This window comes from Brevibacterium luteolum, assembly GCF_025147615.1.
In the GTDB taxonomy this organism is placed as follows: domain Bacteria; phylum Actinomycetota; class Actinomycetes; order Actinomycetales; family Brevibacteriaceae; genus Brevibacterium; species Brevibacterium luteolum.
This window is the reverse complement of sequence record NZ_JALXPM010000033.1, coordinates 17991-32337: the sequence shown is the minus strand read 5'-3', so window position 1 is coordinate 32337 and position 14347 is coordinate 17991. Positions and strand designations below refer to the sequence as shown.

General features: G+C 66.9%; 14 protein-coding genes. 3 read left to right on the top strand and 11 right to left on the bottom strand.

Annotation, left to right across the window (positions count from 1 at the left end; all coding sequences use genetic code 11):
- Positions 1–1572 (bottom strand): AbgT family transporter (locus M3C25_RS09285; RefSeq protein ID WP_259856055.1); only part of this gene is annotated, 1572 nt, incomplete at its 3' end.
- A 234-nt stretch (positions 1573–1806) separates the two neighbouring features.
- Here M3C25_RS09285 and M3C25_RS09280 point away from each other — a divergent pair.
- Positions 1807–2286 carry a Fur family transcriptional regulator gene (locus M3C25_RS09280; RefSeq protein ID WP_102162647.1) on the top strand — a complete coding sequence of 160 codons (480 nt, stop codon included), beginning with the start codon at positions 1807–1809 and terminating at the stop codon, positions 2284–2286.
- Positions 2287–2361: 75 nt separating this feature from the next.
- Positions 2362–3885: a catalase gene (locus M3C25_RS09275; protein WP_259856054.1), complete on the top strand. Its 1524-nt coding sequence runs from the start codon at positions 2362–2364 to the stop codon at positions 3883–3885.
- 105 nt (positions 3886–3990) lie between these two features.
- On the opposite strand, the gene udk is transcribed toward M3C25_RS09275, so the two are convergent.
- From udk to M3C25_RS09235, 8 genes are all read right to left on the bottom strand, one after another.
- A complete protein-coding gene (gene udk, locus M3C25_RS09270; protein ID WP_259856053.1) occupies positions 3991–4623 on the bottom strand; it encodes a uridine kinase in 633 nt (210 codons plus the stop codon).
- Between the two features lie 74 nt (positions 4624–4697).
- Positions 4698–5510 carry an SseB family protein gene (locus M3C25_RS09265; RefSeq protein ID WP_259856052.1) on the bottom strand — a complete coding sequence of 271 codons (813 nt, stop codon included), beginning with the start codon at positions 5508–5510 and terminating at the stop codon, positions 4698–4700.
- Positions 5510–6253, bottom strand: a complete 744-nt coding sequence (gene priA, locus M3C25_RS09260) for a bifunctional 1-(5-phosphoribosyl)-5-((5-phosphoribosylamino)methylideneamino)imidazole-4-carboxamide isomerase/phosphoribosylanthranilate isomerase PriA (RefSeq protein WP_170273472.1) — start codon at positions 6251–6253, stop codon at positions 5510–5512. The genes M3C25_RS09265 and priA overlap by 1 nt, the downstream gene beginning before the upstream one ends.
- Before the next feature lie 11 nt (positions 6254–6264).
- Positions 6265–6888 (bottom strand): imidazole glycerol phosphate synthase subunit HisH, encoded by a 624-nt coding sequence (gene hisH / locus M3C25_RS09255; protein ID WP_191726891.1) that lies wholly within the window; start codon positions 6886–6888, stop codon positions 6265–6267.
- Positions 6885–7484 (bottom strand): hypothetical protein, encoded by a 600-nt coding sequence (locus M3C25_RS09250; protein ID WP_259856051.1) that lies wholly within the window; start codon positions 7482–7484, stop codon positions 6885–6887. The genes hisH and M3C25_RS09250 overlap by 4 nt, the downstream gene beginning before the upstream one ends.
- On the bottom strand, positions 7481–8083 hold the full coding sequence (gene hisB / locus M3C25_RS09245; RefSeq protein ID WP_102162640.1) for an imidazoleglycerol-phosphate dehydratase HisB: 603 nt from the start codon (positions 8081–8083) through the stop codon (positions 7481–7483). Before hisB ends, M3C25_RS09250 begins: the two co-directional genes overlap by 4 nt.
- Positions 8080–9225 (bottom strand): histidinol-phosphate transaminase, encoded by a 1146-nt coding sequence (locus tag M3C25_RS09240; RefSeq protein WP_259856050.1) that lies wholly within the window; start codon positions 9223–9225, stop codon positions 8080–8082. The genes hisB and M3C25_RS09240 overlap by 4 nt, the downstream gene beginning before the upstream one ends.
- 9 nt (positions 9226–9234) lie before the next feature.
- Entirely contained in the window at positions 9235–9597 is a 363-nt protein-coding gene (locus tag M3C25_RS09235; RefSeq protein WP_102162638.1) for a LysM peptidoglycan-binding domain-containing protein, read from the bottom strand.
- A gap of 367 nt (positions 9598–9964) precedes the next feature.
- Between M3C25_RS09235 and lexA the strand changes: the two genes are divergently transcribed.
- Positions 9965–10615, top strand: coding sequence for a transcriptional repressor LexA (gene lexA, locus M3C25_RS09230; RefSeq protein WP_257995182.1), 651 nt, complete (start codon positions 9965–9967; stop codon positions 10613–10615).
- Between the two features lie 84 nt (positions 10616–10699).
- Here lexA and M3C25_RS09225 read toward each other — a convergent pair whose 3' ends face one another.
- Positions 10700–12673 (bottom strand): ATP-dependent DNA helicase, encoded by a 1974-nt coding sequence (locus tag M3C25_RS09225; RefSeq protein ID WP_259856049.1) that lies wholly within the window; start codon positions 12671–12673, stop codon positions 10700–10702.
- Entirely contained in the window at positions 12670–14289 is a 1620-nt protein-coding gene (hflX, locus tag M3C25_RS09220) for a GTPase HflX (RefSeq protein ID WP_375545113.1), read from the bottom strand. The genes M3C25_RS09225 and hflX overlap by 4 nt, the downstream gene beginning before the upstream one ends.
- Positions 14290–14347: the final 58 nt, after the last annotated feature.

Genomic DNA, 14347 nt, shown 5'->3' with positions numbered 1-14347 from the left:
GATCGGGTTGCCCGGTCCCAGCGGCAGGTCGAGGAAGAACCACAGGGCCAGCATGCCGAGCCAGGCGAGCCAGAACGGGATGACGAAGGGCAGCATGCGCGACATCAGGGTGCCGATGCCGGCGTCGGGCTGGTAGCGGCGCATGAGTCCCAGCAGCACGATCATGTACGGGTTGAGCGGGGTGATGATCTGGGTGGCGGAGTCGCCGACGCGGAAGGCCGCCTGAGTGAAGGCCGGTTCGTAGCCGATGAGGGCGAACATCGGGACGAAGACGGCGGCCATGAGCGTCCACAGCGAGGATCCGGAGATGATGAGCAGGTTGAGGCAGGAGGCGAGTGCGACGAAGCCGATGATCGCCACGAAGCCGGTCAGCTCCATCGCCTCGAGTGCCGCAGCGCCCTTGACGGCGGTCCAGGAGCCGATGCCGGTCCAGTTGAACAGGGCGATGAACTGCCCGAGGATGAACGCCAGCACGAGGAAGGACATCATGTCCCCCAGCGCCTGGCCCATCATCGTGACGATGTCGTTCATCTTCGTGATCGCCTTCGACACGATGCCGTAGACGACGCCGTTGGTGAAGAAGACGATGAACACGATGAACACGATCGAGTCGAGCAGCGGTGAGGTCGGCAGGAAGCCGCCCTCGTCGTTGCGCCACGGCGAGGCCGGGATGAGGAAGGCGAAGAGCAGCAGGGCTGCCAGCAGCACGGTGGCGATGCCTGAGGCGATGAGCGCCTTCTTCTCGCCGGCGTCGAGGTAGGGCGAGAGCTCGTCGTCGCGGGAGTGGACGCTGCCGTCCTCGTCGACCTCGGTCTCCTCGCGCGGGGTCTTGGTGCGCTCGAGCTGGGGTTCGAGGATCTTGTCGATAATGAAGCCGGCGATGAGCGAGAGCACGATGGCCGAGCAGACGTTGAAGAAGTAGTTCGAGACCGGGTTGACCGCCGCATAGTCCTGGCCGGGCAGCGACTCCATCACCGCGGTGGTGATGCCGGCGAACAGCGCGTCGAGCGAGGTCGGGAAGATGGAGGTCGAGTAGCCGGCGCCGGTGGCAGCGAAGCCGCCGAGCAGGCCGGCGACCGGGTGACGGCCGGCGGCCTTGAAGACGAGGGCGGCCAGCGGGGGGATGATGATGAAGGCTGAGTCGCCCATGACGGAGAAGCTCACGCCGACGAAGGCGACAGCGTAGGGCAGCATCCAGCGCGGGGCGGAGCCGAAGGTGATGCGCACGAGCGCGGCGAGCATGCCGGTCTTCTCGGCCACGCCGACGGCCAGCAGCAGGGGCAGCACGGTGGCCAGCGGCGGGAAGCCGACGTAGTTGGCGCCGATGTTGGCGGTGAACCACGCCATGCCCTCACCGGTGAACAGGCCCTTGATGACGACTTCCTCGTCGCTGCCGGGCAGGGAGACCTTGACGCCGGAGAGCGCCATGAAGGTCGAGATGATGCCGGTGATGACGAAGAGGCCGAGGAACAGGGTGAAGGGTTCGGGCAGTTTGTTGCCGATGCGCTCGACGGTGTCGAGGAAGCGCTGGCCGATGCCCGGCTTCTCAGGCGTCTGGGTGGACGTGGACATGGGGGCTCCTGGGGTGAGCGGGTGAGCAGCGGACTGTGTTCCCAGACACGCTAAACGAGTTCATCTGCGAAGACATGTCCGAGGCGGCATATTCCGCGCCTGCCGGCTAAAACGTCCCGGTGTATCTCACACCGTGAGAGGAAACCGGGAGACCAGGCGGATTTCACGTCCTCGACACGCAGAGTTCGGCAGACCATTTCTTGAGTCATTCCAAAAAACTGTTAGACTGAGGGCATGTCTTCACCGACACCTGCTGAGACGATCCGGGCGGCTGGCCTGCGGGTGACCGCACCGCGCCAGGCGGTCTTCGAAGTGCTCGCCGAACGGACTGATCATCCTGACGTCGAACAGATCACGACGAACACCCGGGCGCGCATCGGAAAGGTCTCCCACCAGACCGTCTACGACGTGCTCTCAGCTTTCGAGCGTGCCGATCTGGTGCGCTGCATCGATCCTGCTGGGTCGGTCGCTGCCCGCTATGAGCTGCAGCGGCACGACAATCACCATCACCTCGTGTGCCGGAAGTGCCATCACATCCAGGATGTGCCGTGCCGGACCGAAGGTGTGCCGTGCATGCACCCTGCTGAGGACTTCGGCTTCTCCGTAGAGCTGGCCGAGGTTGTCTACTGGGGCCTGTGCGATCGGTGCCAGGCAGCTGCTGCGGAGTCTGATCAGCCCGCAGCGAAGGCGTCCGTCGAGCAGTCGGCTGGCTAGAACAAGCAACCACTCCACCGCAACCCCATGTGCGTCGGCGTGCACACGCGCAGGCGCTTCACTTCAGGAGGACGTGTGACTGAGAAATTCACGACCAATGACTTCGGCATCCCGGTCGGCAGCGATGAGCACTCGCTGACCGTCGGCCCGAACGGCCCGATCCTGCTGCAGGATCACTACCTCATCGAGAAGCTCGCCCACTTCAACCGCGAGCGCGTCCCGGAACGCGTTGTGCACGCCAAGGGCGGCGGTGCCTTCGGTACGTTCACCGTGACCAACGACGTCTCGAAGTACACCCGCGCTGCTGTCTTCCAGCCGGGCACCGAGACCGAGGTGCTCACCCGCTTCTCGACCGTTGCCGGTGAGCAGGGCTCGCCTGACACCTGGCGGGATCCCCGCGGTTTCGCCGTGAAGTTCTACACCACCGAGGGCAACCTCGACATCGTCGGCAACAACACCCCGATCTTCTTCATCCGCGATGCGATCCAGTTCCCGGACTTCATCCACTCGCAGAAGCGGATGAGCGATTCGGGTCTGCGCGATCACAACATGCAGTGGGACTTCTGGACCCAGGTTCCGGCCTCGGCCCACCAGGTCACCTACCTCATGGGCGATCGCGGCATCCCGCGGTCGTGGCGCGAGCAGAACGGCTACGGCTCCCACACCTTCCAGTGGGTCAACGCCGAGGGCGAGCGCTACTGGGTGAAGTACCACTTCAAGTCCAACCAGAAGGACGAGTTCATCGAGAAGTACGGCCACGAGGGCTTCTCGGCTGAAGAAGCCGATGAGATGGCCGGCATCGATGCAGACTTCCACCGTCGCGACCTGTTCGAGGCCATCAAGGCCGGCAACTTCCCGTCGTGGCGTCTGATGGTCCAGATCATGCCGTACGAGGATGCGAAGACCTACCGCATCAACCCGTTCGACGTCACCAAGATCTGGCCGCATGAGGACTACCCGCTGACCGAGGTCGGCGTGATGGAGCTCAACCGCAACCCGGAGGACTTCTTCTCCGAGATCGAGCAGGCTGCCTTCGCACCGTCGAACCTGGTCCCCGGTACCGGCCTGAGCCCGGACAAGATGCTCATGGGACGCATCTTCGCCTACGCCGATATCCACCGCTACCGCATCGGTGCGAACTACGCACAGCTGCCGGTCAACCGTCCGAAGGCCGCTGTCAAGCACAGCTACTCGAAGGACGGCAGCATGTCCTACGAGAACTACCCGAAGGACCAGCCGGTCTACGCGCCGAACTCCTACGGCGGCCCGCACGCCGACGCCTCCCGCACCACCGAGAACAACCTTCTCGATGTCGACGGCGACGTCATGCGCTCGGCCCCGACGCTGCGGAACGATGACGACGACTTCTCGCAGGCAGGCGCACTCGTGCGCGAGGTGATGGACGATGCCGCGCGCGACCGTATGGTCGGCAACATCTCCGGTCACCTGCTCAACGGAGTCAGCGAAGAGATCCTCGTGCGTGCCTTCCAGTACTGGAAGAACGTCGACGCTGACCTCGGCGCTCGTGTCGAGAACGTCGTGCGTGCTGCGCAGAAGGAGAACGCCGGCACCGACGGCACCATCAACAAGCCGAGCTGATCGGCTCACCGTGCAGGCGCTGACGGCCTGCGGTGAATGATGGCGGGGCCGGTGTCCAGGAGAGATCCTGGCACCGGCCCCGCTTCGTGTCTCCCGGCAGCCGCCTCAGCTGGCCGGGGCTGACGATCCGATGCTGCTGTCGATGTGCCGGATGAGCATGTCGAGGGCGACGAGGTTGTGTCCGCCTTCGGGCACGATGAGGTCGGCACGGCGCTTGGCTGGTTCGACGTAGAGCTCATGCATCGGCTTGACCGTCTTGAGGTACTGCTGCTCGACCGATTCGAGGGTGCGGCCGCGTTCGATGACATCGCGTTTGATCCGGCGCAGGATCCGCACATCGGCATCGGTGTCGACGAACAGCTTGATGTCGAGCAGGTCAGCCAGCTCCGGTTCGGAGAAGATGAGGATGCCTTCGACGATGAGGACCGGTGCCGGTTCGATGCGGATGGTCTCTGACGAGCGGTTGTGGTCGGCGAAGTCGTAGACAGGGCAGTCGATGGCCTGCCCGCTGATGAGAGTGCGCAGCTGCGCGATCATGAGGGCGGTGTCGAACGCGTCGGGAGAGTCGAAGTTCAGCGCGGCCCGCTCGTCGTAGCTGAGCCCGTCATGCTGCTTGTAGTAGTTGTCGTGATAGATCACGGAGGTCTGTCCGGCGAAGCGCTCGATGAGCGCGCGTGTCAGCGTCGTCTTTCCGCTGCCGGTGCCGCCGGCAATACCGATGGTGAATGATCGGCTCACGATTCTTCTCCCCCGTCTGATGATCCGTCCCAGCCTATCGGCTGCTGGGTGTGTGCGCTTGTGTGCCGGTCGGCTCAGTTCCGGCTGGGTTCGGCTGCGGTGAGTGTGATCGCCAGCGAGTCGACGAGGCTGACGAACTCCTCGTGTGCGCTCAGCTTCTGCTGGAAGGCCGCCAGCTCCGCCTGCTCGGGTCGTCGGCTGACTCTGAGGACGAGCCGGATCTCCGGGCCGGAGACATGGACGCTGCCGCTGCCGGGCTGCACGCCGACAGCCGCGATGAAGTCGCTGCCGGCGGCTGCCGCTCCTGCGGCTTTGGCCACTCGCTGATCGGCCCACGCCGGATGCCAGTTGTGTCCTTGGACGAAGGACCACAGGGCGGTGCGGCGCAGCAGGAAGGCGTGTGGGCTGCCGGGGTCGATGACCACGAGCTGGGAGTCCTCTTCGATCGCGGCGACACACAGCCGTTCGCTTTCGATCGGCACTGGGCGGGCCTCATCGGCCCACTGGGTCAGGGTGGGGATGTCGGTGAATGCCGGGGTGCACTCCCGGCCGTCTTCGGCAGCCAGGCGCACCATCGCCATCTCCGACTTGTTGTCGTGGACGTGCCCGCGCTCGTCGACAGTGTGCTCGACAGCTGCCGGCACGACGGGTGCGTAGATGCGCACCTGTGCAAGCGCCGCGAGGACATCGCGGTGGCGCTGCGGGTCCAAGGGCGCGGCTGCCACCGCCTGGAGCGCGCTCAGCAGGCTCTCATCGGCTTCTCCTGTGTCACCGGAGAAGGGATTGGGCTTGAGGTCGCGGCCCTCCCATGGGATGCCTGCCGAGTCGGCGCCGCCTGCTGCGATGTGCGGTGGCAGCGGACGGCTGCCCGGCTGCGGATCGGTCATCAGCGTCCTGCGACTTCGAGAGCTTCCTGGAGGGTGAATTTGCCGGCGTAGAGGGCCTTGCCGACGATGGCTGAGTCCACGCCGAGGGGCACGAGTTCGCGGATGGCGCGCAGGTCATCGAGGCTGGAGACGCCTCCGGAGGCGACGATCGGCTTGTCGGTGCGCGAGGCGATGTCGCGAAGCAGTTCGGTGTTCGGTCCCTGCAGTGTTCCGTCCTTGTTGACGTCGGTGACGACGTAGCGGCTGCAGCCGGCTTCCTCGAGCTGGGCGAGGATCTCGTAGAGGTCGCCGCCCTCCTTGGTCCAGCCGCGGGCGGCCAGGGTCGTACCGCGCACGTCGAGGCCGATGGCGATCCGGTCGCCGTAGGCGGCGATGACCTCGGCCGTCCAGCTGGGGTTCTCCAGCGCTGCGGTGCCGATGTTGACGCGTTCGGCGCCGGTGTCGAGGGCACGCTCGAGCGTTTCGGTGTCGCGGATGCCGCCGGAGAGCTCGACCTTGATCGAGACGGCCTTCGTCACCTGCTTGAGCAGCGGGTAGTTGGTGCCGCGGCCGAACGCGGCATCGAGGTCGACGAGGTGGATCCATTCGGCTCCGCCGTCCTCGAACTGCTGGGCGACTTCGACGGGGTTGCCGTAGTCGGTTTCGGTGCCGGCTTCTCCCTTGACCAGGCGCACGGCGGTGCCGTTGGAGACGTCGACTGCCGGCAGCAGTGTCAGGGCGGGTTCACTTGCGAGCTGTGACATGACCTCTTCTTTCATTTCTGCGCTGCGCTCAGCGCCTGAATCCAGTTGGCCAGCAGGGTCGTGCCTGCGTGACCGGACTTCTCGGGGTGGAACTGTGTGGCCCAGGTGGTGCCGTCTTCGACGGCGGCGATGAACGGGCTGTCCAGCGTGCACGTGGTGACGGCGGCTTCGGCCGGGGCTTCGGTGGCTGCGTAGGTGTGGACGAAGTAGAACCGTTCGCCGGCGATGCCGGCGAACATCTGGCTGCCTGGGGCCGCAGCGACCGTGTTCCAGCCCATGTGCGGCAGCACGGGGGCATCGAGGCGGGTGACGTTGCCCTCCCACAGCCCGATGCCTGCAGTGGTGAGACCGTGTTCGGTACCCGAGGTGTAGAGCACCTGCATGCCGACGCAGATCCCGAGCATCGGGCGCTGTTCGCGGTGCCGGGTGCGGATGACCTCGACAGCACCGGCGGATTCGAGTGCGTCCATGACGGCGGCGAAGGCGCCGACGCCGGGGACGAGCAGCCCGTCCGCGGTCGCGGCACGGTCGAGGTCGTCGGTGAGCTGCGCGGTGGCTCCAGCGCGTTCGACGGCGCGCAGGGCGGAATGGACGTTGCCTGCGCCGTAGTCGAGGACGACGATGTCGGCGCTCATGTCCGTGCGGCTCCGAGCACTCTGCTGATGCGCTGGATGGAGACTCCCAGGGCGATGGCGGCGATGACGACGCCGGCCCAGGCGACCATGCTGCCGTTGAAGACGCCGATGAAGCTGGCGACGATGCCGACGAGGGCGAGGAAGGCGACTACCATCCACAGCAGCGCGGTGCGGGCGAGTGCCTCACGGGCCGGGGTCATCGTGGCTTTGCTGGCTTCGAGCTTGGACATCTTCGAGGTGTCGAGATGGCCGTCGATGTCGCGCGGTGCGATGGTCTCCAACAGCAGCTTCTCGACCTCGGCTGGAAGGTTCGTCAGCGCAAGTCCTGCCGGCACGTCGGCTTCGCGGCTGCCGTTGCGGAAGTGCCCGGCGTCGATCTGCTCGTCGTTGCGGGCGAGCATGAGGACTTCGTGCTTGCCGGAGAGCTTCGAGATCGTCGCAGCCACGTCATTGCCCTCAGCGATGCTCGTGTCGTCGAGCACGATGGCTGAGAAGCTGCCGACCGGCACGACATCGCAGTGGATGTCGGACAGGGTGCATGCGGCGGCAAGCTGTTCGGCGCGGCCGAACGGGGTGACGATGACAGTGCGGCTCACAGGGCTCCCTTTGTGCTCGGCACGGCGGTGGTGCGGGGGTCGTCTTCGAGCGCGGTGCGCAGCGCGCGTGCGAAGGCCTTGAACTGGGCCTCGGCGATGTGGTGCGGGTCCCGGCCGGCCAGCAGCCGCAGGTGGGCGGTGATACCGGCGTGGACCGACAGCGATTCGAGGGCATGTCCGACCATCGAGCCGGTGAAGTGCCCGCCGATGAGGTGGTACTGCTGACCTTCGGGTTCGCCGGTGTGGACGAAGTAGGGGCGGCCGGAGATGTCGATGACGCAGTGCGCCAGGGCTTCGTCCAGCGGCACGGCGGCATCGCCGTAGCGGCGGATGCCGGCCTTGTCCCCCAGTGCCTCGCGCATGGCGTCGCCGATGACGATGGCGGTGTCCTCGACGGTGTGGTGGACGTCGATGTGGGTGTCGCCGGAGGCGTTGACGGTCAGGTCGCACAGCGAGTGCTTGGCCAGTGCGGTGAGCATGTGGTCGAAGAACGGCACGGTCGTCGAGATGTCAGCCTGACCGGAGCCGTCGAGGTTGATGGTGACCTCGACATTCGATTCGCTGGTGCGGCGGGTGGAGGTGGCGGTGCGGCCTGTCATAGGTTCTCCAGGGTCTCAGGGTGGGCGGCGACGATGGCGCTGATGGCCTCGATGAAAGCGGTGGTCTCCTCGGTGGTGCCCGCGTTGACGCGCAGGTGTCCGGGAATGCCGATATCGCGGATGAGCACGCCGGCGTCGAGCAGGCGCTGCCACAGCAGTCTAGTGTCGGACACGCCGCCGAAGAGCACGAAGTTCGCATCGGTCTCCGCGACGTCGAAGCCGAGCTCGCTCAGCGCGGTGACCATGCGGTCGCGCTCGGCGATGAGTGCTTCGACGTTGTCGAGCAGCACCGGGGTGTGCTCCAGTGCGGCGCAGGCTGCGGCCTGGGTCAGGGCCGAGAGGTGATATGGCAGGCGCACAAGACGCAGCGCGTCGGTTACGGCCGGGTGTGCGATGGCGTATCCGAGGCGCACGCCGGCGAAGGCGAAGGCCTTGCTCATCGTGCGTGAGACGACCAGGCGCGGGTTCTCGCGCAGCAGATGCACGGCGGTGGTGTATCCGGGCCGGGCGAATTCCGCGTAGGCCTCGTCGACGATGACGATGCCGGTGCTGGCTGCCAGCACCGCTTCGATGACCTCGGCGGACAGTCCCCCGCCTGTGGGGTTGTTCGGCGTGCACAGGAACACCACGTCGGGCTGGTGCTCGCGCACGGCTGCAGCCGCAGTCTCGGCGCTGAGGCTGAAACCCTCTCCCCGGTCGACGGCGATCCAGCGGGCTCCGGTCGACTGGGTGATGAGCGGGTGCATCGAGTAGCTCGGCACGAAGCCGAGTGCGGTGCGTCCGGGCCCGCCGAACACCTGCAGGATATGGGACAGGACCTCGTTCGAGCCGTTGGCTGCCCACAGCCAGTCGGCAGTGAGGAAGTCAGCTGGTGTCGATCCGTCGGCCGACTGGCGACGGGAGAATTCCTGCACATAGGTCAGCAGCAGCTCACGCAGGCGAGTGAATTCCCGGTCGGGGTAGCGGTTGAGGCCGCTCAGCTGCGCATCAACGGCACGGCGCACGGCATCGACGACGGCCGGCGGCACCGGATGGGAGTTCTCGTTGACGTTGAGAGCGACGTCGACGGCCAGTTGCGGCGCCCCGTAGGGCTCTTTGCCGCGCAGGTCGTCTCTGAGCGGAAGATCACTGAGCGTTAGCACCGCACCAGTCTATCGAGCAGGGACCTCAAGTTCCTGACCGGGGTGGACGACTGAGGTTTCCAGGCCATTCATCTCGATGATCGCCTGCATCGTATCGCGCGGGTCGCCACTGCCGGTCGCCTCGGTGGCGATGGTCCACAGTGACTGGCCCTGTTCGACGACGACGGTGTCGGCCGGGACGACCGGCTCGGCGCTGCCGATGGCCTGCTGAGGACGCACCATGAGCACCAGCAGTGCTGCGGCACCGGCGATGACGGCTGCCATCGCGATGGTGCGCAGCAGACGCAGACCCTGCTTGCCCCGCGGGGTCAGCCTCCACGTGCGGTGTTCTGCACCGGCGCGGCTCCACGCGTTCATCGCTGCTGTGCTCATGGTGTCCTCCTCAGATCCTGTCTTCCCTAGCAGGCTGTTGCGCTGAGTCTCCGGCCTGCCGGCTTCCCTCCGTCAGACCGGAGACTCGAACACATGTACTATTTAAGGACATATTCGAAGAAATGTCCAGTCCCTGCGAACATCTGTGCGAAAATGGATTCGAACGGAAGTTCGCGGGTCTGATGGTAAGACTGTCACCAGGCACTGACATCGCTCGCTGACCAGGAACGACGCTCGACTGCACACGGGGGAAGCAATGGCCGAACAGAAGAAGAGAGGGCGGGGACGTCCCCGCAACGAGGACATCATCTCCGAGATCGAGGAGTTCCGCGCTCGTCGGGGAATCGACGCCGAGGACTCGCTCAACATGGTCGGTGCCGACGACCGGCGTCTGACTCCCCGCCAGAAGATCGTCCTGCAGACCATCGAACAGGCCGTCATCGACAACGGCTACCCGCCGAGCATGCGCGAGATCGGCAAGGCTGCCGGGCTGGCCTCGCTCTCCAGCGTGGCCCATCAGCTCGCCCAGCTTGAGCGCCTCGGCTACCTGCGCCGCGACCCGCGCCGGCCGCGCGCCATTGAGATCGTCAATCCCGGCGACGAGGCTGCCAAGGCTGTCGAAGAGGCGTTCATCGAATCGTCGAACCTGGCCCAGGTGCCGGTGCTCGGCCGCATCGCTGCCGGCGGGCCTGTGCTGGCCGAGGAATCGGTCGAGGACGTCTTCTCGCTGCCGCGCCAGGTGGTCGGCAGCGGTGAGCTGTTCCTGCTCAATGTCGTCGGCGACTCGATGATCGAAGCTGCGATCTGCGACGGCGACTGGGTCGTCGTGCGCAAGCAGCCGACTGCTGAGAACGGTGAGATCGTCGCGGCCCTCCTCGACGATGAGGCTACCGTCAAGCGGCTGCAGCGCCGTGACGGTGTGCAGTGGCTGCTGCCGGAGAACAAGGACTACGACCCCATCGACGGCACCTACGCCACGATCATGGGCATCGTCGTCGCGGTCATCCGCCGCGTCTGAACCCACCTGCAACACAGCACTGCGGCGCCTGGTCTTCGGACCGGGCGCCGCAGTCGTCTGTGCCGTATCAGCTCACCGGCAGGATCAGTCCTCGCCGCTGGGTGCCAGCCGGCTGAGCGCATCGCGGACGAGAGCCGGGTTGTCGGTGCGCCACATCGGCGGCAGGGAAGCGAGCAGGAAACCTGCGTAGCCGGCAGTGCGCAGCCGGGAGTCGAGCACGGCGACAACACCCTGGTCCTGCACGGAGCGGATGAGCCGCCCGGCTCCCTGCGCCAGGCGCAGTGCGGCATGGGTGGCGCTGACCGTCATGAACCCGTTGGCGCCGCGCTGGGCTGCGGCATGGGTGCGGGCGAGTGCGAGCGGGTCGTCTGGGCGTGGGAAGGGGATCCGGTCGATGACGACGAGCCGGCAGGTCCGCCCGGGCACGTCGACGCCCTGCCACAGCGACATGGTGCCGAACAGGCAGGTGTCGGGTTCGGCTGCGAACCGGGAGACGAGGGCTGAGAGGGTGTCCTCGCCCTGCAGGAGTATCGGCATGGGCAGGTGTTCGCGCAGCTCGGTGGCGGCCTGTTCGGCTGCGCTCTTCGAGGAGAACAGTCCGAGGGTGCCACCGCCGGAGGCTGCGACGAGTTCGCGCAGCTCCTTCAGAGTCTCCTCACTCAGCCCTCCCCTGCCGGGCCGGGGCAGGTGGCCCGCGACGTAGAGGATCCCCTGTTTGTCGTAGGAGAACGGGGAGCCGACGTCGATCGCGTCGTAGGCCGGCGCCTCGGGCCCGGCGAGTCCGAGCGAGGCGGCGACAGGTTCGAACTTCCCGCCCAGGGCCAGGGTCGCCGAGGTGGCGATGACGGTGGCTTCGGAGAAGAGCCCGTTGCGCATCGTGCCGGCCACGCTGAGCGGAGCGACGACGAGCGAGGTGGTGGTGGTCTCGCGGAAGGTGCTGCGGTTGACCCAGGAGACGTCGTTGTTGTCCGGTTCAGCCATCCGCTCGGCGAGGTCGAAGACCTCCTGCACGCGGGCACGTGCCATCTGCCGGCCGGCGTCGGCGTCCTTGGCCTCGTTTCCGTTGGTGTCCGACAGCAGCCGGCTGGCGGCATCCCGGATCTGGCGCACCGCGACGGCGAGATCCTCGGGCCAGCGCACGATGAGTCCCTCGTTGGCGTGTTCGAGGGCGCGTTCGAGTGCACTGGCAGCACTCGTGAGGTTCTCGATGCTCGATTCCTGCGCCGAGGTGTGCTTGCGTGCCGAGGAGGCCGCCGCGTTGAGCATCGTGACGGTCAGCGAGCCGGTCAGTGCGTTCGTCACCCGGTCGCGCAGTTCGTGGGCCTCGTCTACGATGACGGCACCGTGCTCGGGCAGGACGTTGGCTTCGCCGAAGGAGTCGATGGCCAGCAGCGCATGGTTGGTCACCACGACGTCGGCCTCGCTGGCCCGGATCTTGGCGCGCTCGGCGAAGCACTCCTCGAACATCGGGCACTTGCTGCCCAGGCAGTCGAAGGAGTTGACCGACACCTGCGCCCAGGCGCGGTCGGAGACACCGGGGGTGAGGTCGTCGCGGTCCCCGGTGTCGGTGGTCCGCTCCCAGGAGCGGATGCGCTGGATCTCCTCCCCCAGCGCGGTGATTCCCGAACCGCCGCGGTGGGCGGCACCGTCGGCGCCGAGGTCGAACAGCGTGGTGTCCCCGTCGTCGGGGTAGCCGCCGTCGAGTTTGTGCTTGCACAGGTAGTTGCGCCGTCCTTTGAGCACGGCGGCACGCGGCCGTGCGTCGAGCTCGCCCTTGATCGCCTTGACCAGGCGCGGCAGGTCGCGGTCGATGATCTGGGCCTGCAGGGCCAGGGTGGCGGTGGAGACGACGACGCGCTCACCGGTGCGCACGGCGTATTCGACGGCTGGGACGAGGTAGGCCAGCGACTTGCCGGTGCCGGTGCCGGCTTGGACGAGGAGGTGGGAGCCGTTGTCGAGTGCGGCTCCGACTGCCTCGGCCATGTCCTGCTGTCCGCGGCGCGGTGACCCGCCCAGTGCTGAGACCGCGGTCTCCAGCAGCGGCGGAATCCGGCTCATGCGCGGTGGCCGGCGGCGGCTCCCGCCCCGGCTTCGGACTCAGCTCCGGTGTCGGTGTCTGCCGGGAGGTGCTCCTGGCCGGCGAACATGTCCGGCTTGCGGAACTCCTCCAAGGCTGCGAGCAGGTCGGCGTCGACCTTCGCCTGCACAGCGGTGCCTTCCGGCAGGTGCTTCTCGACGAGCACGGTGCCCTCGTCGTGGATGCGGGAGACGAGGTCGCCGCGGTCATACGGGATCAGCACCGTCACCTCGTGATCGGGTGCCGGCAGCAGCTCGGCCAGCCGCTCGCGCAACTCACCGATCCCCTCGCCGGTCGCTGCGGAGACGGCGACGGCCTCCGGATAGCGGGCGAGCAGGCCGGTGAGCACATCCGGGTCGGCGAGATCGGACTTGTTGAAGACGATGAGCTCGGCGATGTCATCGGTGTCGGCCTCGGCGAGCACCTCGCGCACGGCTGCCAGCTGTCCGTGCGGGTCCGGGTGGGCGGCGTCGACGACGTGCATGAGCACATCGGCGAACGTCGCCTCCTCCAGTGTGGAGCGGAAGGCTTCGACGAGCTGATGCGGCAGATTGCGCACGAACCCGACGGTGTCGGTGAACGTGAACTCGCGGCCGTCCTCGGTCGTCGCCTGCCGCACCGTGGGGTCCAGGGTGGCGAAGAGCTCGTTGCGGACCATGACATCGGCGTCGGTGAGCCGGTTGAGCAGGGAGGACTTCCCGGCGTTGGTGTAGCCGACGATCGCTACGGCCGGCACCTGGTGGCGCTGCCGGTTGGCGCGCTTCGTCTCCCGGGCCGGGGTCATATCGGCGATCTGGCGGCGCAGCTTGGCCATCCGGGTGCGGATGCGGCGGCGGTCGAGTTCGATCTTCGTCTCACCGGGACCGCGGGAGCCGATGCCCTCACCGCCGGCAACCCGGCCACCGGCCTGACGGGACATCGACTCGCCCCAGCCGCGCAGGCGCGGCAGGAGATATTCGAGCTGGGCGAGTTCGACCTGGGCTTTGCCTTCGCGGCTCTTGGCATGCTGGGCGAAGATGTCGAGGATGAGCGCGACCCGGTCGATGACCTTGACCTTGATGACATCCTCCAGCCCGCGCCGCTGGCTAGGCGCCAGCTCGGTGTCGACGATGACGGTGTCAGCGCCGACGGCGGCGACGATGCCGGCCAGTTCTTGGGCTTTGCCGCGTCCCAGGTAGGTGCCCGGGTCCGGGTGGTCGCGGCGCTGCAGCACACCGTCGAGCACGGTCGAGCCGGCCGTCTCGGCAAGCGAGGCGAGCTCACGCAGCGATTCCTCCGCCTCGGCGGCGGTCCCGCGCGTCCAGATGCCGGCGAGCACGACCTTCTCTAGGCGCAGCTGCCGGTATTCGACCTCGGTGACGTCTTCGAGTTCGGTTGAGAGCCCGGAGACGCGGCGCAGCGCCTCACGCTCGAGAGCATCGAACTGGCTGTCGTCCTGGTGGACGCGGTCCTCGTCGGTCAGTGCAGAGCCGCCGCGGGAGAGGATCCGGTCGATCATCGCGTCTTCGCGGCTGCGCTCGGTCTCTGCTGGCTGGCCGGCGTCGACGGCTGGGGTGGTCTCGTCTGCGGGGTGACGGCGATGGGTATCGCTTGGCATCGTCCTCATTTCTTCTCTGGCGGTCTTCTATTGTTCCACACGGCAGCGACGTCTGCGG